This is a genomic window from Streptomyces sp. HUAS YS2, from assembly GCF_033343995.1.
Lineage (GTDB): Bacteria > Actinomycetota > Actinomycetes > Streptomycetales > Streptomycetaceae > Streptomyces > Streptomyces solicathayae.
The window spans coordinates 2178942-2203241 of the sequence record NZ_CP137573.1 but is presented as its reverse complement, the minus strand read 5'-3'; the positions used below and the strand labels follow the sequence as shown (position 1 = coordinate 2203241).

The window sequence follows — 24300 nt, the reverse complement described above, 5'->3', positions numbered from 1 at the left end:
CCGACTTTCCATCGACGTAAAGGATCCAATGACCTCCTCTTCATCCCCTTCCCAGGACAAGCAGAGCTTCGCGGACACCACCCGCACCGAGAGCCTTCGGGCCGATGCCCTGATGGAAGAGGACGTCGCCTGGAGCCACGAGATCGACGGAGAGCGGGACGGCGACCAGTTCGACCGCTCCGAGCGTGCCGCGCTCCGGCGCGTCGCGGGCCTCTCCACCGAGCTCGAGGACGTCACCGAGGTCGAGTACCGGCAGCTGCGCCTGGAGCGTGTGGTGCTGGTCGGCGTATGGACCTCGGGGACGGTTCAGGACGCGGAGAACTCCCTCGCGGAGCTCGCGGCACTCGCCGAGACGGCGGGCGCCCTCGTACTCGACGGCGTGATCCAGCGCCGCGACAAGCCTGACCCGGCCACCTTCATCGGCTCGGGCAAGGCGCGCGAGCTGCGCGACATCGTGCTCGAGACCGGCGCGGACACGGTGGTCTGCGACGGTGAGCTCAGCCCCGGTCAGTTGATCGCCCTCGAAGACGTCGTCAAGGTGAAGGTGGTCGACCGGACCGCCCTGATCCTCGACATCTTCGCCCAGCACGCCAAGTCCCGAGAGGGCAAGGCGCAGGTCGCGCTCGCGCAGATGCAGTACATGCTGCCGCGGCTGCGTGGCTGGGGTCAGTCGCTCTCCCGGCAGATGGGTGGCGGCGGCGGTGGCGGCATGGCCACCCGTGGTCCCGGTGAGACCAAGATCGAGACCGACCGGCGTCGGATCCGCGAGAAGATGGCGAAGATGCGCCGGGAGATCGCGGAGATGAAGACCGGCCGCGACGTCAAGCGCCAGGAGCGCCGGCGGAACAAGGTTCCGTCGGTGGCGATCGCCGGCTACACCAACGCCGGCAAGTCGTCCCTGCTCAACCGGCTGACCGGTGCGGGCGTGCTGGTGGAGAACGCGCTGTTCGCCACCCTCGACCCGACCGTCCGCCGGGCCGAGACGCCCGGTGGCCGGGTCTACACCCTGGCCGACACGGTCGGCTTCGTCCGGCACCTGCCGCACCACCTGGTCGAGGCGTTCCGCTCCACCATGGAGGAGGTCGGCGACTCCGACCTGATCCTGCACGTGGTGGACGGCTCGCACCCGGCCCCGGAGGAGCAGCTCGCCGCCGTGCGCGAGGTGTTCCGGGACGTCGGCGCGGTCGACGTGCCGGAGGTCGTGGTCGTCAACAAGGCGGACGCGGCCGACCCGCTGGTGCTGCAGCGGCTGCTGCGCATCGAGAAGCACGTCATCGCCGTCTCGGCCCGTACCGGCGAGGGCATCGACGAACTGCTCGCGCTGATCGACCGCGAACTGCCGCGGCCGCAGGTCGAGATCGACGCGCTCGTGCCGTACACCCAGGGCGGACTCGTCTCGCGGGTGCACGCCGAGGGCGAGGTGCTCTCCGAGGAGCACACGCCGGAAGGCACGCACATCAAGGCGCAGGTGCACGAGGAACTGGCGGCGCTCCTGGCGCCGTTCGTCCCGGCCGCGTACTGACGCGCGTACGCGGCGCGTACCGACTCGTACGCGCCGCGCAGAACGGCGGAAGGCCCGCTCCCTCCTTGCGAGGAGGGAGCGGGCCTTCCGCTATCGGTCCCCTACGGGTCAGCGGGCGAACTTCTTGCTGACCATGTCGTGCGCGTCCTTGGCGCCGCGCCCGAGCTGCGGTCCCGCCAGCCAGCCGTTGCCGCCGGCCGGGCCGATCGAGGTGTTCGACACCAGCGCCGGCTTCCCGTTCGGCATCGTGCGGATCCAGCCGCCGCCGGAGGAGCCACCGGTCATGGTGCAGCCGATCCAGTACATCGTGGGCGTGGCCGGTGCGGTGCTGAGCCCGACGGGCCGGTCGATGCACTTGTGCATGATCAGACCGTTGTACGGGGGAGCCGCCGGGTAGCCCCAGGCGCCCATGTAGCCCGCCGCGGCCGGCGTCGGCGCCGAGAAGTCGATCGGCAGTGCCACGCCGACGGTCTCCTCCAGGGACTTCCCGCCCCGCTCCGGCTTCACGTGCAGCACGGCGTAGTCGTACGGCCAGGCGGCGTTGGTGCCACCGCTCTGGATCCAGTCGCCCGAGGTCACGGCCCAGTCGGCCCAGTACTGGCCGTACGGCGCGATCTCGTGCGGCTGCGCGTTGTTCAGCGCCGAGGCCGACTTGCCGAGGTCGTTGTAGGCCGGGACGAAGGTGATGTTGCGGTACCAGCCGCCCTTCTTGCCCGCGTGGACGCAGTGGCCCGCCGTCCAGACGAGGTTGGACTTACCGGGCCGGCGCGGGTCCTTCACGATCGTGCCGGAGCAGACCATGTGGCCCTGCGGCGAGTCGAAGAAGATCTTGCCGACCGGGGCGGCGTTCTTGTGGTACGGCGTCTTCTCCCGCTGTGCCCGGACGGGACGCGGCTCCGGGGCGGTGGCGCCGGAACTGGTCGACTTGGCCGAGATCGTCGGGTCCGGGCTCTTCGCCGACTTCATGCGCTCCGGGTCCCAGAGCCCCTCGATGACCGGGTTGACGAAGTCCTGGGCCTCGCGGAGCCAGGTCTCCTTGTCCCAGTTCTTCCAGGCGCCGTTCTTCCACTTGTCCGGGTCGACGCCGTGCTTCTTGAGTTTGTCGGCGAGGTCCTTGGGAAGGGCGCCGTCGCCCTCACCGGCGGCGGCCGGGCTGGAAGCGCCGGCGCCACCGGCGGGCTTGTCGGCCGTCGGGTCGGTCGGGCCGCAGGCGGTGGCCGTCAGTGCCAGCGCCAGGGCCAGGCCGCCGAGAACGGCGGGCAGTGGTCGTGCGGAACGCATGAGTTCGATCCCCCTGAGATACGTGCAGCGCGTCCAGAGGTGGACATGGACGCGTCATGAGCGCTGCACAGTATGCCGGGCGGAGACGGGCGAAACCCCACCGGCCCCCGCCCCGCCCGCCTCCTTCACCGATCATTCACCGCGCAACGCGCCTACTGACCCGCGTACTTCCGGCTCACCGCGTCGTACACGGCCTGCGCCTCCTTGCCCAGCCGCGGACCGGCCAGCCAACCCGCCGTCACCGGGCCGATCGAGGTGTTCGACACCAGCGCGGGCTTCCCGTCCTTGCCGGTGGCCACCCAGCCGCCGCCCGACGAACCGCCGGTCATCGTGCAGCCGATCCGGTACATCGTCGGCTGCTCGGCCTTGATGGTCAGCCGGCCCGGCTTGTCCTTGCACTGGAACAGCTTCTGGCCGTCGTACGGCGGCGCCGCCGGGTACCCGGTCGCCTTCATCGCGGCGATCTTCGGCACCGCCGGCGCGTTGAACTCCACCGGGAGCGCCGAACCGACCGTCTCCTCCAGCGACTTGCCGCCGCTGCCCTTCTCCGGAGTCACGTGGATGACCGCGAAGTCGTACGGCGCGCCCTGACCGCCGGTGGCCCCGCCCTGGGAGATCCACTGCTCGGAGGTCTTCGCCCAGTCGCCCCACCACACGCCGTACGGCGCGATCTCCTCGCGGCTGGCCTTCTCCAGCTCGGAGGTCGGCTTGCCGCTGTTGTTGTACGAGGGCACGAAGACGATGTTGCGGTACCAGCCGCCCTTCTTGCCCGCGTGGACGCAATGCCCCGCCGTCCAGACCATGTTGGACTTGCCGGGGCGCGCCGGGTCCTGGACCACCGTCGCGGAGCAGACCATGGACCCCTCGGGGCCGTCGAAGAAGACCTTCCCGGACTCGGCGGCGTTGTCGTGGTACGGCGTCTTCACGTTCTTCGCCCGCACCGGCAGCGGGGTCGGGTCGGTGACCCCCTCGTCGCCCGAGATGTCCTCCTCCTTCACCGGCTTGTCGGGACGCTCCGCATCGCGCATCCGGTCCGGGTCCCAGAGGTCCTCGATGATCGGGTTGACGTAGTCCTTGGCCTCACGCAGCCACTTCTCGCGGTCCCAGTTCTTCCACTCGCCACCGCGCCACTTGTCCAGATCGATCCCGTGCTCCTTGAGCCGGTCCCTCAGATCCTGCGGGATCTGGATCTTGTCCGTGCCGGGCTGGGACGCGGGTGCGCTGGGCTTGTTCTGCGCGTCGTCTTCGGTCGGACCGCAGGCGGTGGCCGTCAGCGTCAGCGCCGCGACGGCGGATGCTGCGGCCAGCAGCGGACGAATCGGTCGCATGAAGTGATCCCCCTGGGACTACGTCGATGAGTGCAAGGCCCCACTATGCCCGCGCCGGTGGGGACGGCATGCGCGAGGTCGACGGTTCCGGCCGTTCCAAGGAACTTGCCCCCTGCCCGTGGCCCAGAGCTTCCCGCGTCGTTGGTACGTACGGGGGACACAGCGATGTGCATCACGACTGTTACAGCGGGAGGACACGACACCGTGGCCGTGACCGAACCAGCTCCGGCGGTACGTCCGCACCCACGTGGGGGGAAGGAACACCAGGGAGGGGAGGGGCGCGAGGGGTACGAGGGCATCCTGCGGCGGCAGTCGCTGCGCGAGTCGGCCGCCCGCACCTACGCCCGCTCGCTGCCGATCGTCCCGGTCCGCGCCCGGGGCCTGACCATCGAGGGCGCCGACGGCCGGCGCTACCTGGACTGCCTGTCCGGCGCGGGCACCCTCGCCCTGGGCCACAACCACCCCGTGGTCCTCGAAGCCATCAAGAAGGTCATCGACTCCGGCGCCCCGCTGCACGTCCTCGACCTCGCCACCCCGGTCAAGGACGCCTTCACCACCGAGCTGTTCGCCACCCTGCCGGGCCCCCTCGCCGACGACGCCCGCATCCAGTTCTGCGGACCGGCCGGCACCGACGCCGTCGAGGCCGCCCTCAAACTCGCCCGCACCGCCACAGGCCGCAGCGGACTGCTCGCCTTCACCGGCGCGTACCACGGCATGACGGCCGGCGCGCTCGACGCCTCCGGCGGCGCCCCCGACGTACGGGTCACCCGGCTGCCCTACCCGCAGGACTACCGCTGCCCGTTCGGTGTCGGCGGCGACCGCGGGGCCGAACTCGGCGCGCGCTGGACCGAGAACCTCCTCGACGACCCCAAGAGCGGCGCCGGCACCCCGGCCGCGATGATCCTCGAACCCGTCCAGGGCGAGGGTGGCGTCATCCCCGCCCCCGACGCGTGGCTGCGCCGGATGCGGAGGATCACCGAGGAGCGCGGCATCCCGCTGATCGCCGACGAGGTGCAGACCGGCGTCGGGCGCACCGGCGCCTTCTGGGCCGTCGAGCACAGCGGCGTCGTGCCCGACGTGATGGTCCTCTCCAAGGCCATCGGCGGCTCGCTGCCGCTCGCCGTCGTCGTCTACCGGTCGTCGCTCGACGCCTGGCAGCCCGGCGCCCACGCCGGCACCTTCCGGGGCAACCAGCTCGCCATGGCGGCGGGCGCGGCCACCCTCGCGTACGTCCGGGAGAACGCCCTCGCCGACCGCGCGGCCACCCTCGGCGCCCGCATGCTCGCTCGGCTCCAGGGCCTCGCCACCGCGCACCCCTGCATCGGCGACGTACGCGGCCGGGGCCTCATGATCGGCGTCGAACTCGTGGACCCGGACGCCGACGATCCGGCCGCCACCGTCCCGCCGCCCGCACCCGAGCTCGCTGCCGCCGTCCAGCGCGCCTGTCTCGACCGCGGGCTGATCGTCGAACTCGGCGGCCGGAGCAACGCCGTCGTCCGTCTCCTCCCCCCACTCACCCTCACCGACGAACAGGCCGTGGCCGTCCTCGACCGGTTCGCCGACGCCCTGGCCGCAGCCGAGCGCGCCGGGCACCACCGGAACGACACCGGACCGTCCCACTGAACCCGTACCGAACCGGGCCCATCGCAAGGAAGTCCCCGTGAACGCCAGCCCCGCCCCCGAAGCGTCCGACGACCGAGGCCGTCCCCCCGCCGGACCCCGCGGCCCGCTCGCCGTCGAACAGGTCACCGTCCCGCGCCAGCACTCCGGCCCGTACGAGCCCCGGCCCACGGGCGCACCGCAGTCCGCTCCGGCACCGCATCCCGCACCGCAGTCCGCTCCGGCACCGCAGCCCGCGAGTGCGCTCGGCGACGACCTCCTCGACCACCCGGACCCCGAACGGGCCGCGGACGCGGCGGCCCTCGAGAACCTGCTCCGCTGCTGGGTACGGGAGAAGAACCTGCCCGCCCCCGCGGCCGACGTCCTGCGCATCCCCCTCGACGCCAGCGGCGCCGCCCTGCTCGTCCCCGTCCGCTACTGGTCGCCCACCGGCTGGCACCGCTTCGGGTCGCCCGCCCTGGAGAACGCCCCGCGCAGCGCCCCGCCCGTCGACGCCGTCACCGTCGCCGCGCTCATCGGCCGGGAGAGCGGCCGCCCCGAGGGCACCGAGCTCGTCGGTCGCGTCGCCGACTCGGTCCGCCGCACCGCCGACTTCATCGTCGCCCGGCGCCACGACCCCGCGCCGCCGCCGGCCGCCGACCTCTTCCTCGCCGCCGAACAGTCCCTGCTGCTCGGTCACCCGCTGCACCCCACCCCGAAGAGCCGCGAAGGGCTCTCCGAGGCGGAGGCCCGGCTCTACTCGCCGGAACTCCACGGCTCCTTCCCGCTGCACTGGATGGCCGTCGACCATTCCGTCCTGGCCACCGACTCCGCCTGGACCGAGCAGGGCCGGCCCGTCTCCGCCGAGCAGCTCGCCACCGGCTTCGCCGAAGGGCTCGCACTCCCCGACGGAACCGTTCCGCTGCCGCTGCACCCCTGGCAGGCCCGCGAACTCCTGCACCGCCCCGCCGTCGCCGCCCTCCTCGACGCCGGCCTGCTCCACGACCTCGGCCCGCACGGCCGCCCCTGGCACCCCACCTCCTCGGTGCGCACCGTGCACCGCCCGGACGCCCGGGCGATGCTCAAGCTCTCGCTCGGCGTCCGGATCACCAACTCCCGCCGCGAGAACCTGCGCAAGGAACTCCACCGCGGCGTCGAGGTCCACCGGCTGCTCCGCACCGGTCTCGCCGAGCAGTGGCAGGCGGCCAACCCCGGCTTCGACATCGTCCGCGACCCCGCCTGGCTCGCCGTCGACACCCCGGCCGGCGTTCCGGTGCCCGGACTCGACGTGATGATCCGGCACAACCCCTTCGGCCCCGGCGACGACGCCGTCTGCATCGCCGCGCTCACCGCCCCGAGGCCCTGGCCCGGCAGCACCCGGATGCGCTCCCGCCTCGCCGACCTGGTCATCCGCCTCGCCGCCCGCACCGGCCGGCCCACCGGCGCCGTCGCCGCCGAGTGGTTCCTGCGCTACCTCGACCACGTCGTCCGCCCCGTGCTCTGGCTCGACGGCGCCGCGGGCGTCGCCCTGGAGGCCCACCAGCAGAACACCCTCGTGCTGCTCGACAGCGAGGGCTGGCCGACCGGCGGCCGCTACCGCGACAACCAGGGCTACTACTTCCGCGAGTCCCACCGCGAGGACCTGGAGAAGCGCCTGCCCGGCATCGGCGGCGCCAGCGACACCTTCGTCTCCGACCAGGTCACCGACGAACGCTTCGCCTACTACCTCGGCATCAACAACGTCCTCGGCCTCATCGGCGCGTTCGGAGCCCAGCGGCTCGCCGACGAGCGCGTCCTGCTCGCCGCCTTCCGCCAGTTCCTCGGTGCCAACACCGGCCTCGGCTCCCCGCTGCCGCACCGCCTCCTGGAGGCCGCCACCCTGCGCTGCAAGGCCAACCTGCTGACCCGGCTGCACGGCCTCGACGAACTCGTCGGCCCCGTCGACACCCAGTCCGTCTACGTCACCGTCACCAACCCGCTCCGTTCCTGACCCACTTCAGAACCCTGTCCACCCGCCGAGAGGAGAGCGCCCTCGTGCCTCCCACCGATGCGCGCACCGACACCGGAGTACCGCCCCGCCGGCCGTCCGCCCCGGGCGCGGACGACACCACCCTGGAACTGCGGCTGCCCGCCGACTTCCTGGCGCTCTTCGCGGCGGCCGAGAGCGGACCGCCCGACGCCGACGACGACCTGCTCGACTCGGTCGCCGCCTGGGGCCCCGCGACCACACCCGCCGGCACCTTCCGGCTCAGGCCGGTGCGGATCGAGCGGGACCTCGCGACCGTCGCCAGCTGGATGAACGATCCCGTGGTCGCCGCCTTCTGGGAGCTCGCGGGCCCCGAGAGCGTCACCGCCGACCACCTGCGGGCCCAACTCGACGGAGACGGGCGCAGCGTCCCCTGCCTCGGCGTCCTCGACGGCACGCCCATGAGCTACTTCGAGATCTACCGCGCCGACCTGGACCCGCTGGCCCGCCACTACACGGCCCGCCCGCACGACACCGGCGTCCACCTCCTCATCGGCGGCGGCGCCGACCGGGGCCGCGGCCTCGGCACCGTCCTGCTCCGCGCCGTCGCCGACCTCGTACTCGACCACCGGCCGCGCTGCACCCGCGTCCTGGCCGAACCCGACATCCGCAACACCCCCTCCGTGTCCGCCTTCCTGAGCGCCGGATTCCGCTACTCCGCGGAGCTGGAGCTCCCCGACAAGCGCGCCGCGCTCATGGTCCGCGACCGCGCCCTGCGGCACGTGCTGTGAACACCCCGCCGTCCCGCATACACCGCGCCACCCACAGCGGTTCCCACACCGAGGAGTCCCCGTGCCGACGTCCCCTGCCACCCACGACTCCGCACCACTGCTCGCGCCGCCCGAACTGAACCCGGCGGCCTGGACCCGCGCCTCCGCCCGGCTGCTCGCCAAGATGCTCGGGGAGTTCGCGTACGAGGAGCTCGTCGAACCGGAACCGCGCACAGACGGCGGAGCCGCAGCCGGAGCCGGAACCGCGGCGGGCCGGACCGCCTACGTCCTCCGCCTCGACGACGGCTCCGAACTCTCCTTCACCGCCCGCCGCGGCAGCTACGGCCACTGGCTCGTCGACCCCGGGTCGGTCACCCGGGACGGCGCCCGCCTCACCGACCCGCTCGACTTCCTCGTCCGGGCCCGCCACGGCCTCGGACTCGACGGGGCCACCCTCGGCCACCTGATCCGCGAGCTGACCACCACGCTCGCGGCCGACGCCCGGCTCGACCACACGGCGCTCGACGCCGCCCGGCTCGCCGACCTCGGCTACGCGGAACTCGAGGGCCATCAGACCGGCCACCCCTGGATCGTCGTCAACAAGGGCCGCATCGGCTTCTCCGCCGGCGACGCCGCCCGCTGGACCCCCGAGGCCCGGCGCGCCACCCGGCTCCCGTGGATCGCCGTCGACACCGGGCTCGCCGCGTACCGCGGCACCCAGGCCCTGGCCACCCCCGCCCACCTCTACGAGCGCGAACTGGACCCGGCGGTGCGGGAACGGTTCCACGGCGTGCTGCGCGACCGGGGCCTGGACCCCGACAGGTACCTGTTCCTGCCCGTCCACCCCTGGCAGTGGGACGAGATCCTGCTCCCGCTCTACGCCCCCGCCGTCGCCGAAGGCCGCGTGGTGCCGCTCCCCGCCGACGACGACCTGCGTGTCCCGCAGCAGTCCGTCCGGACCTTCCTCAACACCAGCAGGCCCGACCGGCACACCGTGAAGCTGCCGCTGTCCGTGCTGAACACACTCGTCTGGCGCGGACTGCCGACCGAGCGCACGCTCGCCGCCCCGGCGGTCACCGCCTGGGTGCACGGCCTGCGCGACGCCGACCCCTTCCTGCGCGACGAGTGCGGTGTGATCCTGCTCGGCGAGGTCGCCTCCGTGACCGTCGAGCACCCCCTCTACGACCGGCTGCCCGAGGTCCCGTACCAGTACAAGGAACTCCTCGGCGCGATCTGGCGCGAGCCGCTCCGGCTCCCGCCAGGAGAGCGGGCCCGCACGCTCGCGTCCCTGCTCCACACCGACCCGGACGGCCGGGCCTTCGTCGCGGAACTCGTCTCCCGCTCCGGGCTCGCCCCCGGGGCCTGGCTCCAGCGTCTCTTCGCCGCCCTGCTCCCGCCCCTGCTGCACTTCCTCTACCGGTACGGCACGGTCTTCTCGCCGCACGGCGAGAACGCGATCGTGGTCTACGACGACCACGACGTCCCGGTACGTCTGGCGATCAAGGACTTCGTCGACGACGTGAACATCAGCGCCCGGCCGCTGCCCGAGCACGACGCCATGCCGGACGACGTACGGGCCGTCCTGCTCACCGAGGAGCCCGCCTTCCTCACCCAGTTCATCCACTCCGGCCTCTTCGTCGGCGTCTTCCGCTACCTCGCCCCGCTCTGCGAGGAGCAACTGGACGTGCCCGAAGGTGAATTCTGGGAGCTGGTACGCGCCGAGATCCTGCGCCACCAGGCCCGCTTCCCCGAGCTGAAGGAACGGTTCGAGCTCTTCGACCTGCTCACCCCGCGGATCGAGCGGCTCTGCCTCAACCGCAACCGGCTGCACATGGACGGCTACCGGGACCGGCCCGAGCGGCCGCACGCGGCCGTGCACGGCACCGTCGCCAATCCGCTGGCCTGATCGATTCGCCCGGGCGTTCGCGTGACCGGATTGTCAGTGGGGCCCCGTAGGCTGGTCCGGCTATGACGAAGCCATCCCTCCCCGATCTCCTCCATGCCGCCGTCTCCGCCGTGGGCGGCATGGAGCGGCCCGGCCAGGTCGCCATGGCCGAGGCGGTCGCCGAAGCCATCGACGACAACTCCCACCTGCTGGTCCAGGCCGGCACCGGCACGGGTAAGTCGCTCGGCTACCTGGTGCCCGCGCTCGCGCACGGGGAGCGCGTGGTCGTCGCCACGGCCACCCTGGCGCTCCAGCGCCAGCTCGTCGAGCGCGACCTGCCACGGACGGTCGACGCGCTGCACCCGCAGCTGCGCCGCCGTCCCGAGTTCGCGATGCTCAAGGGGCGGTCGAACTACCTGTGCCTGCACCGCCTCCACGAGGGCGTGCCGCAGGACGAGGAGGAGGGCCTCTTCGATCCGTTCGAGGCGGCCGCGCCCACCAGCAAGCTGGGCCAGGACCTGCTCCGGCTGCGGGACTGGGCGGACGAGACGGAGACCGGCGACCGGGACGACATGACGCCGGGTGTCTCGGACCGCGCCTGGGCACAGGTCTCGGTCTCCTCCCGCGAGTGCCTGGGCGCGACCAAGTGCGCGTACGGCGCGGAGTGCTTCGCCGAGGCGGCGCGCGAGCGCGCCAAGCTCGCCGAGGTGGTGGTGACCAACCACGCGCTGCTCGCCATCGACGCGATCGAGGGCGCCCCGGTCCTGCCGCAGCACGAGGTGCTGATCGTCGACGAGGCCCACGAGCTGGTCTCCCGGGTCACCGGTGTCGCCACCGGCGAGCTCACCCCGAGCCAGGTGAACCGCGCCGTGAAGCGGGCCGCGAAGCTGGTGGACGAGAAGATCGCGGACCAGCTGCAGACCGCCGCGGAGGGCTTCGAGCGGCTGATGGAGCTGGCCCTGCCGGGCCGCCTGGAGGAGATCCCCGAGGACCTCGGCTACGCCATGATGGCGCTGCGCGACGCCTCCCGGAACGTGATCAGCGCCTTGGGCACGACACGCGACAAGTCGGTCCAGGACGAGGACGCCGTCCGCAAGCAGGCCCTGGCCTCGGTGGAGTCGGTGCACGGCGTCGCCGAGCGGATCACGCACGGCTCCGAGTACGACGTCGTCTGGTACGAGCGGCACGACCGCTTCGGAGCCTCGCTGCGGGTGGCCCCGCTCTCCGTCTCGGGCCTGCTGCGCGAGAAGCTCTTCGCCGAGCGGTCGGTGGTCCTGACCTCGGCGACCCTGAAGCTCGGCGGTGACTTCAACGGCGTGGGGGCCTCACTCGGGCTCGCCCCGGAGGGCACGGAGGGCGACGACATCCCGGTGTGGAAGGGCATCGACGTCGGCTCGCCGTTCGACTACCCGAAGCAGGGGATCATGTACGTCGCGAAGCACCTGGCCAAGCCGGCCAGGGACGGCGACCGCACGGACATGCTGGACGAGCTGACCGAGCTGATCCAGGCGGCCGGTGGGCGGACGCTGGGGCTGTTCTCCTCGATGCGCGCGGCGCAGCTGGCGGCGGAGGAGCTGCGCACCCGGATCCCCGAGTTCCCGGTGCTGCTCCAGGGCGAGGACACCCTCGGCGAGCTGATCAAGGCATTCGCCGTCGACCCGCAGACCTGCCTGTTCGGCACGCTGTCGCTCTGGCAGGGCGTGGACGTGCCGGGGCCCAACTGCCAGCTGGTCGTCATGGACAAGATCCCCTTCCCGCGCCCCGACGACCCGCTGATGAGCGCCCGGCAGAAGGCCGTGGAGGAGGCGGGCGGCAACGGCTTCATGGCCGTCGCGGCGACGCATGCGGCGCTGCTCATGGCGCAGGGCGCCGGCCGGCTCGTACGGGCCACGGGGGACCGTGGCGTCGTCGCCGTGCTGGACCCCCGGCTGGCCACGGCCCGCTACGGCAGCTACCTGAAGGCCTCGATGCCGGACTTCTGGTACACGACGGACCGCAACCAGGTCCGCAAGTCGCTCTCCGCGATCGACGCCGCCGCGAAGACGGCCGAGGCCTGACGTGGCTGAGGTCTGAGGACACAACAGGGCCCCGGGACCGGCGCAGGGGGTCCCGGGGCCCGGCTCAGGGCCGACGGGGTGTGGTCACACCCGTCGCAGCACGGCGACGACCTTGCCGAGGATGGTGGCCTCGTCGCCAGGGATCGGCTGGTACGCCGCGTTGTGCGGGAGCAGCCAGACGTGGCCGTCCTCGCGCTTGAAGCGCTTCACAGTCGCCTCGCCGTCCAGCATCGCGGCGACGATGTCGCCATTCTCCGCGACGGGCTGGCGGCGCACGGTCACCCAGTCGCCGTCGCAGATCGCGGCCTCGATCATCGAGTCGCCGACGACCTTGAGGACGAACAGCTCGCCGTCGCCGACCAGCTGGCGGGGGAGCGGGAAGACGTCCTCGACCGACTCCTCGGCGAGGATGGGGCCGCCTGCCGCGATCCGGCCGACCAGGGGGACGTACGACGCGGCGGGCTTGCCCGTGGTGTCGGTCGGCTGGGTGCTCGGCTGGTCCGAGCCGCGCACCTCGTACGCGCGCGGCCGGTGCGGGTCGCGGCGCAGGAAGCCCTTGCGCTCCAGAGCCATGAGCTGGTGCGCCACGGACGACGTGCTGGACAGCCCCACGGCCTGGCCGATCTCGCGCATCGACGGCGGGTAGCCGCGTCGCTGGACCGAGTCCCGGATGACCTCGATGACCCGGCGCTGCCGGTCAGTGAGGCCCGAGCTGTCCGCCCTGATGCCGGGAGGTCGGCCGGGCAGCGACCGCGCGGGGCGCGAGGGATCGAGCCCTTCCGGGTTCGTGGCTGCGTCGTTCATGGCATGCACCGGCTCGAGTCGGCTCTGGGAGCGGTCCTGGGCAGTGATGGTGGCACTGTCTGCGGTGGTGGTCACGTCGTCGGCCCCTCTCGAATGGTCTCCCTGGCTGGACAACGGTAGTAGCTTTCGAAAGGTTGCGCCAAACACACGTTCGAGTGAAAAATCGCAGATTGCCTTACGCGTACCTGTGACTGGGTGTATATACGGGCCCGGTCCCGGTGGTAATTCGGTCCATTACGGTACCGCCGCCGCCGGATCGCCAGGGGGGTGGGTCAGGCCCTCAGTGTCGCACCAGGGGCCCCCGAAACCGTGGAACCCCGTGTACGGGCGTCGCGTCGTGCCGGTCCCCCTGCGGGGCTCGCGTGCGCCTTCCCGTACGCTCTTCGCCGATCCCCGGTGTTCCTGGACGCGCGACAGGCGTGCGACACGCGCGTTGTGTCGGATTGGCGTCTCAACACCAGATCTAGTGGTTGGATGCTGACGGCCACCCAGAAGTTGTGGTTCCCCGGTCAACCGGGGGGTCGCGCATCGCCTATGCTGGTGGCTGCTTCGAGGGGCCTTGACCGGGCCTGGCGAGGCTATTCAGTCGTGCCGTGAGGGAGGGTCGGAGCCATGCATTGCCCCTTCTGCAGGCACCCTGACAGCCGCGTCGTCGACAGTCGCACCACCGACGACGGGACGTCGATCCGACGCCGGCGCCAGTGCCCCGACTGCTCCCGCCGCTTCACCACGGTGGAGACCGCGTCACTCATGGTGATCAAGCGGGCGGGTGTCACCGAGCCCTTCAGCCGTACCAAGGTCATCTCCGGCGTGCGCAAGGCGTGCCAGGGGCGACCCGTCACCGAGGACGCCCTCGCCCAGCTCGGCCAGCGGGTCGAGGAGGCGGTGCGCGCCACCGGCAGCGCCGAGCTGACCACCCACGACGTCGGGCTGGCCATTCTCGGCCCCCTGCAGGAACTCGACCTCGTCGCGTACCTGCGCTTCGCATCGGTGTACAAGGCTTTCGACAGCCTGGAGGACTTCGAGGCCGCCATCGCGGAGCTCCGCGAGCGGCCTCCCGCTGAGGAATGCGGGACCGGAGCGACCCCCGAGGTCCCCGTTCCCGCCGTCGCCGCCGACTGAGCGGCGAGGCCGGGCCCGCGAAGGCCCGGCGACCGGTCGCGGGAGCGGCCGACAAATACGTGCCCCGGGTGCCGTGTGCGGCGCTCGTGGCAGCAGTACAGACAGCAGTACAGAAGATGGTGCCTTGGGATTATCTGGGCGCCACGAGGTGTTTTGCCCGTATATGGGAGGCGGCATGACAGAGACGGCGAGCGGTCCGGCACGTGGTTCCCGCGCCAAGGGAACCAAGGCGAGCAAGGGCCTGCGTATCGAGCGCATCCACACCACCCCCGGCGTGCATCCGTACGAAGAGGTGGTCTGGGAGCGTCGTGACGTCGTCATGACCAACTGGCGCGACGGCTCGGTCAACTTCGAGCAGCGTGGCGTCGAGTTCCCCGACTTCTGGTCGGTGAACGCGGTCAACATCGTCACCAGCAAGTACTTCCGCGGGGCCGTCGGCACCCCGCAGCGCGAGACCGGTCTCAAGCAGCTCATCGACCGGATCGTTAAGACCTACACCAAGGCCGGCGAGGAGTACGGCTACTTCGCCTCGCCCGCCGACGCCGAGATCTTCGAGCACGAGCTGGCCTACGCCCTCCTGCACCAGATCTTCAGCTTCAACTCCCCGGTGTGGTTCAACGTCGGCACGCCCCAGCCGCAGCAGGTCTCCGCCTGCTTCATCCTGTCCGTCGACGACTCCATGGAGTCGATCCTCGACTGGTACAAGGAAGAGGGCATGATCTTCAAGGGCGGCTCCGGCGCCGGCCTGAACCTCTCCCGCATCCGCTCCTCCAAGGAGCTGCTCTCCTCCGGCGGCAACGCCTCCGGCCCGGTCTCCTTCATGCGCGGCGCCGACGCGTCCGCAGGAACGATCAAGTCGGGCGGCGCCACCCGCCGCGCGGCCAAGATGGTCATCCTCGACGTCGACCACCCGGACATCGAGGACTTCATCGAGACCAAGGTCAAGGAGGAGGAGAAGATCCGCGCCCTCCGTGACGCGGGCTTCGACATGGACCTGGGCGGCGACGACATCACGTCCGTCCAGTACCAGAACGCCAACAACTCCGTCCGCGTGAACGACGAGTTCATGAAGGCCGTCGAGACCGGCGGGAAGTTCGGTCTGCGCGCCCGCATGACCGGCGAGGTCATCGAGCAGGTCGACGCCAAGTCGCTGTTCCGCAAGATGGCCGAGGCCGCGTGGGCCTGCGCCGACCCGGGCATCCAGTACGACGACACGATCAACCACTGGCACACCTGCCCCGAGTCCGGCCGGATCAACGGCTCGAACCCGTGCAGCGAGTACATGCACCTGGACAACACGTCCTGCAACCTCGCCTCGCTGAACCTGATGAAGTTCCTCAAGGACGACGGCAAGGGCAACCAGTCCTTCGACGTCGAGCGCTTCGCCAAGGTCGTCGAGCTCGTCATCACCGCGATGGACATCTCCATCTGCTTCGCCGACTTCCCGACCCAGAAGATCGGCGAGAACACCCGCGCCTTCCGCCAGCTCGGCATCGGCTACGCCAACCTCGGCGCCCTGCTGATGGCGACCGGCCACGCGTACGACTCCGACGGCGGCCGCGCCCTGGCCGGCGCCATCACCTCGCTGATGACCGGCACCTCGTACCGGCGCTCCGCCGAGCTCGCCGCGGTCGTCGGCGCGTACGACGGCTACGCGAAGAACGCTCAGCCGCACCAGCGCGTCATGAAGCAGCACGCCGACGCCAACGAGACGGCCGTCCGCATGGACGACCTGGACTCGCCGATCTGGGCCGCCGCCACGGAGGCCTGGCAGGACGTGATCCGCCTCGGCGCCAAGAACGGCTTCCGCAACGCCCAGGCGTCCGTCATCGCCCCGACCGGCACCATCGGTCTCGCGATGTCCTGCGACACCACCGGCCTCGAGCCCGACCTCGCCCTGGTCAAGTTCAAGAAGCTGGTCGGCGGCGGCTCGATGCAGATCGTCAACGGCACCGTCCCGCAGGCCCTGCGCCGCCTGGGTTACCAGGAGGAGCAGATCGAGGCGATCGTCGCCCACATCGCCGAGCACGGCAATGTGATCGACGCCCCCGGTCTGAAGACCGAGCACTACGAGGTCTTCGACTGCGCCATGGGCGAGCGTTCCATCTCCGCGATGGGCCACGTCCGCATGATGGCCGCCATCCAGCCGTGGATCTCCGGCGCCCTCTCCAAGACGGTCAACCTGCCGGAGACGGCGACCGTCGAGGACGTCGAGGAGGTCTACTTCGAGGCGTGGAAGATGGGCGTCAAGGCGCTCGCGATCTACCGCGACAACTGCAAGGTCGGCCAGCCGCTCTCCGCCAAGAAGAAGGAGGAGGAGAAGGCCGAGGTCACCGCGAAGTCCGAGGCGACGATCCGCGAGGCCGTCGAGAAGGTCGTCGAGTACCGCCCGGTCCGCAAGCGCCTGCCGAAGGGCCGCCCGGGGATCACCACCTCCTTCACGGTCGGCGGCGCCGAGGGCTACATGACCGCGAACTCCTACCCGGACGACGGTCTCGGCGAGGTCTTCCTCAAGATGTCCAAGCAGGGTTCGACGCTCGCGGGCATGATGGACGCCTTCTCGATCGCCGTCTCGGTCGGCCTTCAGTACGGCGTCCCGCTCGAAACGTACGTCTCGAAGTTCACCAACATGCGCTTCGAGCCGGCCGGCATGACGGACGACCCGGACGTGCGGATGGCGCAGTCGATCGTCGACTACATCTTCCGCCGCCTGGCGCTGGACTTCCTGCCCTTCGAGACCCGCTCGGCGCTCGGCATCCACTCCGCCGAGGAGCGTCAGCGCCACCTGGAGACGGGCTCCTACGAGCCCACCGAGGACGAGGTCGACGTCGAGGGCCTGGCCCAGTCGGCCCCGCGCGCCCAGGAGCTGAAGGCCGTCGCCGCCCCGATCGCCAAGATCGAGGTCCCGGCCCCGAAGCAGGCGCACACCTCGGCCGAGCTCGTCGAGATGCAGCTGGGCATCAGCGCGGACGCCCCGCTCTGCTTCTCCTGCGGCACCAAGATGCAGCGCGCCGGCTCCTGCTACATCTGCGAGGGCTGCGGCTCGACCAGCGGCTGCAGCTGAGCCCGCGCGGACCGCGTCCGATGCGACGGTGAGCGGCTGAGCATCTGCCGCTGAGGCGCGGAGCACGCATGAGAGAGGGTGCCGACCATGGTCGGCACCCTCTCCGGCGTCTCGGGCCGTCGCCGCGATGTCGAGGGCTTGTTGGCTCGCGGACGGCATGGCACCGGAACTCGAGCCGCGGGCCTCCGCGACGACGGGCCGGGAGCGGGGTGGCGCATACGGAACGGGGGACCCGTGCGCCGCACGGGTCCCCCGTTCCGTATGCGCTGGGCCGCCCCTGTGCGCCCGCCGCAGGGCTAAACCTGCTGGGCGCCCATCACCGCCGCGAATTCCTGCGGGTCGGCGTCGAAGCCGCGGGTGATCTGGCGGTACTCCCAGCCGTCCGCACCGTCCCGGGTGAACTCCACGACCGTCGCCGCCGTCGCCTCCGCCAGGTCGGCGAAGTCGTCCGTCAGCAGGTCGCGATGACCCTCACGCACCAGGACCCCCGTGTTGGCGACGTCGCCGAAGGTCCGCCGGCCGCCGCCCTGCTGTATGGCCACGCCCACCACGACGCGCCCGTACGTGGCGGCGATCCGGTCCAGCTCCACGGTCATCGCCTCGTCGTACCCGAAGCCCTGCCCCGTACGGCTGTCCCGGTGGAGCGTGATCGTCCCGTCGGGGGAGCGGCTGCCGAAGTGCACCAGGAAGGCCGGCGCCCCGAACGGGTCCTCCGAGCCGTACACCCCCGCGATGATGTCGAGATCGTGCGCCGGCGCTCCGATCGGGCTCGGGTCCCACTTGAGCGTCACCTCGACCTTGCCGACCCCCTTGTTGAGACCGCCCACCGTGAATCCCCTCTCTCGTCGCTCGCACATCCGGCCTGCCCGCCGGTCAACCACCCGTGGTCGCGGGCAGGTTGCTCATGGTGTCACGCCGGCTCAGTGCGGGTAGCCGCGCGGCGGCCGCTGCCGGACGACCTCGTCCCGGAACTCCTCGATGGCGCTGCTCACCTGGCGAATGAGGTGCGTGTGCTCAATACGGTCGAGATAGAGGCAGCGGGCGGCCAGTCCCTTCAGTTCGAAGGCGAAGCAGAGCGACATCAGAGGGTTGATGAACAGCTCGCTGCCGCGCGTGCGCTCCGTGAACTGCACGTCTCCGAAGGAGCCTTGTACCGCCGCCGCGATCGAGCCATTCACGATGCTGGGACGGTCGGGCGTCCGGTGCTGCGCGTGCGCGACGGCGTCCAGGAACAGCGCCCCCTCCTTGGAGGCGCGGGGCACCGAGAACGCTCCGAGGTAAGCCCCGTCCCGGTCCAGCGCCGCGATGTTCTCCAGGACCAGCCCGTGGCTGACGCCGTGGTACGCGTCGACACCGAAGCCGATCGAGACGACGAGCCGCTCGGTGAGGCCGGGGAGGTCGTCGATGCCGGCCAGGGCGGCCACGCTGGTCAGGTCCTCCTCCGGGGTGCCGAGGCCCGACTCGTCGCCCCGCATGAGGATGTCCGTACCGCCGTCGACCAGGATGACGGCGTCGATCTCGTGGTGCTCGATCAGCGCCCGGTAGGCGGCCCGCAGCGGCTGCACGCCGACGCGCGCCAAGGCGTGGACGGTGCTGGGATAGCCGTGCATTTTCAGCCATTGCGCGAGGGTACGCTCGGGGAAGTACGTCTGGTGGGGCGAGGACTCCGGAGTGACGACGGCGACGTCCGGCACGAGCCAGGAGTCGAGCGGCAGCCCCTCGATCGCGCTGAAGGTGAGGTTGGCGAGCCGGACTTCCTTGCCCTGGTGCAGCAGGGACAGCGCGATCGGCAGCCCGGCGTAGATGTCGAAACCGCCGCCCGCGCCGGTCACGAGGACGCGGCGGGCCGATTCGAGGCGGGAGAAGAGGGGATTGGCGTGCAGTGCCGTCATACGGATCATTGTGCGAACTTCCGGCGGACACCTCACCGTGTTTTCGGGTGATCGGTCCGCAGACCTCTGACGGGGTGTCGTTCACGGCCGTACGATGGCGCGGTGCTGGTCAAGTGGATTCGCTGCACCGTCGTCGACCGTCGGGGGTTCGAGCGGGGGCAGCGGAAGTGGGCGGGGCTGCTGGGTGAGCCGGGCTTCCGGGGGCAGGGCGGGGGGTGGAGCCGCCGACGGCCCGACGTCGCCCATGTCTTCGCGTTCTGGGAGAGCCGCGCGTTCTACGACTCGTTCATGGCGCGGGCGCACGACCGGCTCGCGGCCTCGCAGGCCGGGACGTTCAAGGACGCGCAGGTCAAACTCTTCGACTACCGCTTCGACGTGAAGACGGGGTTCGAGCCGCGCTTCGCGGACGCGGACGTGGCCCGGGTCGCGCACTGCCGTGTCCACGCGGAGCGGGTCGAGCACTTCGCGCTGATGCAGGAGAAGGTGTGGAACCCGGCCATGGCCGGGTCGCCGGGGATGCTGCGCGGGGTGTTCGGGGAGGCTCCGGGGCACGAGTTCCTGGTGCTGTCGCTGTGGCACTCGGCGGCGGAGCACGGGAAGTACCGCACGGAGCGGGTGGAACGGCTCGGCCTGCGCGCGCAGACCGAGGCCGACGTGGCGGCGATGGCTGGGGACGTGGTCCAGCTCGAACCGGCTTGGGCGGTTTGACCGTTCACCGGTCTGGGGCCACCGGGTCATCGGTCTGCCGGTAAGGCCCCTCGCCCGGCGTCACCGCTTCACCGACCGAGCCGTCCACCGGTCTGCGGGTCTTGGCTTCACCCGTTCGAGGTGGTGAACGCTCCCGCCTCGACCGCCGCGAGGGCCGCGGCGGCGGACTGGTCCGCGAGCGCGGTGTCGACCGGCTCGCGGGTGACGAACAGACGCAGGAAGAGCGGCGCGGAGGCGGCCCGTACGACGGCTCCCGCGTCGGTGCCGGGCGGGGCCTCGCCGCGCTCCACGGCCCGCTCGACGACCGGCTCACAGCGCCGGAAGCGCTCCGCGTAGAACGCCCGCAGGGCCTCCGCGGCGCGCGGTGACTGGAACGCGGCGCCGACGAAAGCCGTGGGCGCGGCAGCGGCGGCCGGATCGGCGAACGACTCGCTCACCTCGCGCGCCAGCGCACGCAGATCACCGGCCAGGCTGCCGGTGTCCGGCGGCGTCCAGGTGTCCTCGCCCGCCAGGTCCAGGGCGTCGGCGACCAGCCCTTCGAGGGTGCCCCAGCGGCGGTAGAGGGTCGTCTTGTGGACGCCGGAGTGCTCCGCCACGTACTCGACCGTCAGCCCCGGGTAGCCGTGTTCGGCCAGGCCGGACAGGACGGCGTCGCGGACGGCGGCGCGGGTGCGGGCGGTCCGGCCGCCGGGGCGCCGGCTGCCGGGCGCGGGAGGCGTGGTCGGCTCGGACGGAGCGGGAGACTCGTTCAATTGCTACTCCTGTTGCGTTAATGGATCGAGTGTGCCACACTCACGGTAATGCGACTCCGGTTGCATTTGCTCCCCCGCTCGTTCATGTGATTTCGACCCGTCACGACCCGACTCGACTCCTGGAGGCGCCCTTGCCCACTCAGATCTCTCTGCGCGACGTGACCGTGTCCCGTGGGGACCGGCTCCTGCTCGACCGGATCTCGCTCACCGTGCGCCCCGGTGAACGGATCGGCATCGTGGGGGAGAACGGGGCGGGGAAGTCCACCCTGCTGCGCATCCTCGGCGGCCTGGAGGCACCCGACGACGGCGACGTGATCACGGTGGCGGAGGGCGGCTCGGGACTCCTCGCCCAGACCCCGCAGCTGCCCGGCGACCGCACCGTCGCGGACGCGATGGACGCGGCCCTGTCCGAACTGCGGTCCATGGAACGCGGGCTGCGTGGGCTCGAACAGCGGCTCGACTCGGCGGACGCCGGCGCCCTGGACGCGTACGGCGAACTGCTCACCGCCTACGAGCTGCGCGGCGGGTACGAGGCGGACGCCCGGGTCGACAAGGCGATGCACGGTCTCGGTCTCGCCGGCATCGGGCGGGAGCGGCTGCTCGGCAGTCTGTCGGGCGGGGAGCAGGCGCGCCTCGGCATCGCGTGCACGCTCGCCGCGTCGCCCGAGGTGCTGCTGCTCGACGAGCCCACCAACCACCTGGACGAGCGCGCCCTCGACTGGCTGGAGGAGGCACTGCTCGCCCACCGGGGCACGGTCGTCGCCGTCTCCCACGACCGCGTCTTCCTGGAGCGGGTCGCGACCGCGATCGTCGAGGTGGACGCCGACCGCCGCACGCTCGTCCGGTACGGGGACGGGTACGCCGGATACCGCGCCGAGCAGGCGGCCGCGCGACGCCGCTGGGAGCAGGCGTACGCGGAGTGGTGCGCGGAGACGTCCAGACTGGAGGAGTACGCCGCGACCACCGCGCACGGCGTCGCCGCCGGCCACGGGCCCAGGGACAACAACAAGATGGCGTACGACCGCGCGGGAGGCCGGGTCCAGGCCTCGGTGTCCGGCCGTGTGCGAAACGCGCAGGAGCGGCTGCGTCGGCTGCGGGAGGAGCCCGTCGCCCGGCCGCCCAGACCGCTGGCCTTCGCGGCCCGGCCCGTGGCCGGAGGCGCGCAGGGCGAGCTGGTGTCCCTGACCGGGGTGCGGGTCGGCGGGCGGCTCGCGGTGGACGCGCTGACCGTCGGCGCGGGCGAGAAGATCCTGGTCCATGGGGGCAACGGGGCAGGGAAGTCCACGCTCCTCTCGGTGATGGCAGGGGTGCGCAACCCCGACGAGGGCGACGTCCGGCGACGCGGCCGGATCGGGTTCCTGGCCCAGGAGATACCCGTCGGTCGGCCGGCCGAGCGCGTGCTCGCCGCCTTCGGACGGGGGCTCGCCCTCTCCGAGGACGAGAGTTCCGAGCTGCTGCTGTCCTACGGCCTGTTCCGCCCCGCCGACCTGCACGTCCCGGTCGGATCGCTCTCGGCCGGTCAGCGCCGTCGGCTGGCCCTGGCGCGACTGCTTGCCAGGCCGGCGGACCTGCTGCTGCTCGACGAGCCGGCCAACCACCTGGCCCTCGGCCTCGTCGAGGAGCTGGAACAGGCCCTGGAGCAGTGGACCGGCGCCCTCGTCGTCGTCTCCCACGACCGGCGGCTGCGCCGCCGCTTCACCGGCCGGGTCCACCGGATGGACTCCGGGCGCCTGGCCGGCTGAGCCCGGCCGCGGCGGTCGAACTAGGGTCGAGTCATGGCACGACCGCGGCGCATCGTCCTCGTACGGCACGGAGAGTCGGAGGGGAACGTCGATGACACGGTGTACGAGCGCGAGCCCGACCATGCCCTCGCGCTCACCGCGAACGGCCGCCGCCAGGCCGAGGAGACCGGAGACCGGCTGCGCGAGCTGTTCGGCGACGAGCGGGTCAGCGTGTACGTGTCGCCGTACCGCCGCACCCACGAGACCTTCCGGGCCTTCCGGCTGGACCCGAGGCGCGTCCGGGTCCGCGAGGAGCCCCGGCTGCGGGAACAGGACTGGGGCAACTGGCAGGAGCGGGAGGACGTGCGCCTGCAGAAGGCGTACCGCGACGCCTACGGACACTTCTTCTACCGGTTCGCGCAAGGGGAGTCCGGTGCCGACGTGTACGACCGCGTGGGCGCCTTCCTGGAGAGCCTCTACCGCAGCTTCGAGGCGCCGGACCATCCGCCGAACGTCCTCCTGGTCACCCACGGCCTCACCATGCGGCTGTTCTGCATGCGCTGGTTCCACTGGACGGTCGCCGAGTTCGAGTCGCTGTCCAACCCGGGCAACGGGGAGACCCGCACCCTGCTCCTGGGAGAGGACGGTCGCTACACCCTGGACCGCCCCTTCGAACGCTGGCGCACCCCGAAACCGTACGGTGGCACCGGATAGAGTGGCAGGGCGATGACCGCTGATTCCTCTAACGACCGGCGCTTCGAACGCGCCCTCGCCAGCCTGCGCGGCCTGGCGGTGGGAGACGCCCTGGGCTCCCAGTTCTTCGTCCCGGCGAACTATCCCCTCCTGAAGCGACGCGAGCTGCCGGACGGTCCCTGGCAGTGGACCGACGACACCGAGATGGCCTGCTCCGTGCTCGCCGTGCTCGCGGCGCACGACCGCATCGACCAGGACGCGCTCGCCCGCTCCTTCGCCGACCACCACGACTTCGACCGCGGCTACGGGCCCGCGGTCAACCGGATGCTCCGGCTGATCCGTGAGGGAGGCGACTGGCGGGAGCTGGCCGCCGCGCTGTTCAACGGCCAGGGCTCCTGGGGCAACGGCGCCGCCATGCGCATCGCACCGCTCGGCGCCTGGTACGCCGACGACCCGGAGCAGGCCACGCACCAGGCCGAGATCTCCGCGTACACCACCCATCAGCACCGCGAGGCCGTGGTCGGTGCCATGGCGGTGGCGGCCGCGGCGGCCCTCGCCGCCGACCCGGCCGGTCCGCCGACGCCCGAGGCGCTGCTCGACGGGGTCGTCGCACTCGTGCCGCGCAGCGCGGTCGGCGCGGGGCTGCGCCGGGCGCGCGACATGCTCGACTACGGCGACGCGGGCACGGTCGCCGCGGTCCTCGGCAGCGGGCGCCGCACCACCGCCCACGACACCGTGCCGTTCGCGCTCTGGTCGGCGGCCCGCGCGCTGACCGACTACGAGCGGGTCTTCTGGACCACCGCGCAGGTCGGCGGGGACGTCGACACGACCTGCGCCATCGCCGGCGGAGTCGTCGCCGCGGGGAGCCGCGGCGCGCCGCCGGCCGCCTGGCTGGAACAGACCGAGGAGCTGCCAGCCTGGCTCACGGACGGCGTACGCAGCTGACCGCGAGCCCGCGCCGGCGCGCGCGGGAAACGGGGACGATCGGCGCGCCAGGGGCCGTAAGGGCACGGGCGTCTGTCACGGTCCTGCCACATCGTGCCGCGCCCGGGGCCAGAACCACGCCCCGACGCTAGCCTGGCGGGCACTGCGCGCTGCTGATCATGAAAAGCGCGCGCCGATGAGACCCCGGACCA

Annotated in this window: 18 protein-coding genes; 12 read left to right on the top strand and 6 right to left on the bottom strand. The window is 71.8% G+C overall.

Going from position 1 to position 24300, the window contains the following annotated elements; genetic code table 11:
* Positions 1–28: 28 nt before the first annotated feature.
* Complete coding sequence (gene hflX, locus R2D22_RS09880) at positions 29–1522, top strand: GTPase HflX (RefSeq protein ID WP_318102719.1); 1494 nt, start codon at positions 29–31, stop codon at positions 1520–1522.
* A 108-nt stretch (positions 1523–1630) separates the two neighbouring features.
* Here hflX and R2D22_RS09875 read toward each other — a convergent pair whose 3' ends face one another.
* Both R2D22_RS09875 and R2D22_RS09870 read right to left on the bottom strand, forming a co-directional pair.
* Positions 1631–2803 carry a trypsin-like serine peptidase gene (locus tag R2D22_RS09875; RefSeq protein ID WP_318102718.1) on the bottom strand — a complete coding sequence of 391 codons (1173 nt, stop codon included), beginning with the start codon at positions 2801–2803 and terminating at the stop codon, positions 1631–1633.
* Between the two features lie 152 nt (positions 2804–2955).
* Entirely contained in the window at positions 2956–4131 is a 1176-nt protein-coding gene (locus tag R2D22_RS09870; RefSeq protein ID WP_318102717.1) for a trypsin-like serine peptidase, read from the bottom strand.
* Between the two features lie 204 nt (positions 4132–4335).
* Between R2D22_RS09870 and R2D22_RS09865 the strand changes: the two genes are divergently transcribed.
* The 5 genes from R2D22_RS09865 to R2D22_RS09845 all read left to right on the top strand — a co-directional run bounded on the left by R2D22_RS09865 (position 4336) and on the right by R2D22_RS09845 (position 12408).
* Positions 4336–5754 (top strand): diaminobutyrate--2-oxoglutarate transaminase family protein, encoded by a 1419-nt coding sequence (locus tag R2D22_RS09865; RefSeq protein WP_318102716.1) that lies wholly within the window; start codon positions 4336–4338, stop codon positions 5752–5754.
* Positions 5755–5791: 37 nt separating this feature from the next.
* Positions 5792–7720: an IucA/IucC family protein gene (locus tag R2D22_RS09860; protein ID WP_318102715.1), complete on the top strand. Its 1929-nt coding sequence runs from the start codon at positions 5792–5794 to the stop codon at positions 7718–7720.
* A gap of 44 nt (positions 7721–7764) precedes the next feature.
* Positions 7765–8487 carry a GNAT family N-acetyltransferase gene (locus R2D22_RS09855; protein ID WP_318102714.1) on the top strand — a complete coding sequence of 241 codons (723 nt, stop codon included), beginning with the start codon at positions 7765–7767 and terminating at the stop codon, positions 8485–8487.
* Positions 8488–8548: 61 nt separating this feature from the next.
* The gene (locus R2D22_RS09850) at positions 8549–10372 is read left to right on the top strand and encodes an IucA/IucC family protein (protein ID WP_318102713.1); all 1824 of its coding nucleotides are present in this window, start codon (positions 8549–8551) and stop codon (positions 10370–10372) included.
* Between the two features lie 62 nt (positions 10373–10434).
* A complete protein-coding gene (locus tag R2D22_RS09845) occupies positions 10435–12408 on the top strand; it encodes an ATP-dependent DNA helicase (RefSeq protein ID WP_318102712.1) in 1974 nt (657 codons plus the stop codon).
* Between the two features lie 84 nt (positions 12409–12492).
* Here the strand turns inward: R2D22_RS09845 and lexA are convergent, their stop codons facing one another.
* The gene (gene lexA / locus R2D22_RS09840) at positions 12493–13287 is read right to left on the bottom strand and encodes a transcriptional repressor LexA (protein WP_318102711.1); all 795 of its coding nucleotides are present in this window, start codon (positions 13285–13287) and stop codon (positions 12493–12495) included.
* 537 nt (positions 13288–13824) lie between these two features.
* Here lexA and nrdR point away from each other — a divergent pair.
* Positions 13825–14334 (top strand): transcriptional regulator NrdR, encoded by a 510-nt coding sequence (gene nrdR / locus R2D22_RS09835; RefSeq protein ID WP_318102710.1) that lies wholly within the window; start codon positions 13825–13827, stop codon positions 14332–14334.
* A gap of 175 nt (positions 14335–14509) precedes the next feature.
* The gene (locus R2D22_RS09830) at positions 14510–17398 is read left to right on the top strand and encodes a vitamin B12-dependent ribonucleotide reductase (RefSeq protein ID WP_318102709.1); all 2889 of its coding nucleotides are present in this window, start codon (positions 14510–14512) and stop codon (positions 17396–17398) included.
* 296 nt (positions 17399–17694) lie between these two features.
* On the opposite strand, the gene R2D22_RS09825 is transcribed toward R2D22_RS09830, so the two are convergent.
* Both R2D22_RS09825 and R2D22_RS09820 read right to left on the bottom strand, forming a co-directional pair.
* On the bottom strand, positions 17695–18225 hold the full coding sequence (locus tag R2D22_RS09825) for a TerD family protein (protein ID WP_318102708.1): 531 nt from the start codon (positions 18223–18225) through the stop codon (positions 17695–17697).
* A gap of 93 nt (positions 18226–18318) precedes the next feature.
* On the bottom strand, positions 18319–19290 hold the full coding sequence (locus tag R2D22_RS09820; protein WP_318102707.1) for a DUF1152 domain-containing protein: 972 nt from the start codon (positions 19288–19290) through the stop codon (positions 18319–18321).
* A 102-nt stretch (positions 19291–19392) separates the two neighbouring features.
* Here R2D22_RS09820 and R2D22_RS09815 point away from each other — a divergent pair, with 102 nt between their 5' ends.
* Complete coding sequence (locus tag R2D22_RS09815; RefSeq protein ID WP_318102706.1) at positions 19393–19998, top strand: YdbC family protein; 606 nt, start codon at positions 19393–19395, stop codon at positions 19996–19998.
* A 107-nt stretch (positions 19999–20105) separates the two neighbouring features.
* On the opposite strand, the gene R2D22_RS09810 is transcribed toward R2D22_RS09815, so the two are convergent.
* Entirely contained in the window at positions 20106–20750 is a 645-nt protein-coding gene (locus tag R2D22_RS09810; RefSeq protein ID WP_318102705.1) for a TetR/AcrR family transcriptional regulator, read from the bottom strand.
* A 131-nt stretch (positions 20751–20881) separates the two neighbouring features.
* Here R2D22_RS09810 and R2D22_RS09805 point away from each other — a divergent pair, with 131 nt between their 5' ends.
* From R2D22_RS09805 to R2D22_RS09795, 3 genes are read left to right on the top strand one after another with little or no spacing between them, the layout of a single operon-like run.
* Positions 20882–22492 carry an ABC-F family ATP-binding cassette domain-containing protein gene (locus tag R2D22_RS09805; RefSeq protein WP_318102704.1) on the top strand — a complete coding sequence of 537 codons (1611 nt, stop codon included), beginning with the start codon at positions 20882–20884 and terminating at the stop codon, positions 22490–22492.
* A 33-nt stretch (positions 22493–22525) separates the two neighbouring features.
* Complete coding sequence (locus R2D22_RS09800) at positions 22526–23185, top strand: phosphoglycerate mutase family protein (RefSeq protein WP_318102703.1); 660 nt, start codon at positions 22526–22528, stop codon at positions 23183–23185.
* A gap of 12 nt (positions 23186–23197) precedes the next feature.
* Positions 23198–24109 carry an ADP-ribosylglycohydrolase family protein gene (locus R2D22_RS09795; RefSeq protein ID WP_318102702.1) on the top strand — a complete coding sequence of 304 codons (912 nt, stop codon included), beginning with the start codon at positions 23198–23200 and terminating at the stop codon, positions 24107–24109.
* The last annotated feature ends 191 nt before the right edge of the window (positions 24110–24300 follow it).

Excerpts from the sequence above, each read along its gene's own strand:
- hflX (WP_318102719.1), top strand. The coding sequence starts at position 29 with ATGACCTCCTCTTCATCCCCTTCCCAGGACAAGCAGAGCTTCGCGGAC.
- R2D22_RS09875 (WP_318102718.1), bottom strand. The coding sequence starts at position 2,803 with ATGCGTTCCGCACGACCACTGCCCGCCGTTCTCGGCGGCCTGGCCCTG.
- R2D22_RS09870 (WP_318102717.1), bottom strand. The coding sequence starts at position 4,131 with ATGCGACCGATTCGTCCGCTGCTGGCCGCAGCATCCGCCGTCGCGGCG.
- R2D22_RS09845 (WP_318102712.1), top strand. The coding sequence starts at position 10,435 with ATGACGAAGCCATCCCTCCCCGATCTCCTCCATGCCGCCGTCTCCGCC.
- nrdR (WP_318102710.1), top strand. The coding sequence starts at position 13,825 with ATGCATTGCCCCTTCTGCAGGCACCCTGACAGCCGCGTCGTCGACAGT.
- R2D22_RS09830 (WP_318102709.1), top strand. The coding sequence starts at position 14,510 with ATGACAGAGACGGCGAGCGGTCCGGCACGTGGTTCCCGCGCCAAGGGA.
- R2D22_RS09820 (WP_318102707.1), bottom strand. The coding sequence starts at position 19,290 with ATGACGGCACTGCACGCCAATCCCCTCTTCTCCCGCCTCGAATCGGCC.
- R2D22_RS09800 (WP_318102703.1), top strand. The coding sequence starts at position 22,526 with ATGGCACGACCGCGGCGCATCGTCCTCGTACGGCACGGAGAGTCGGAG.
- R2D22_RS09795 (WP_318102702.1), top strand. The coding sequence starts at position 23,198 with ATGACCGCTGATTCCTCTAACGACCGGCGCTTCGAACGCGCCCTCGCC.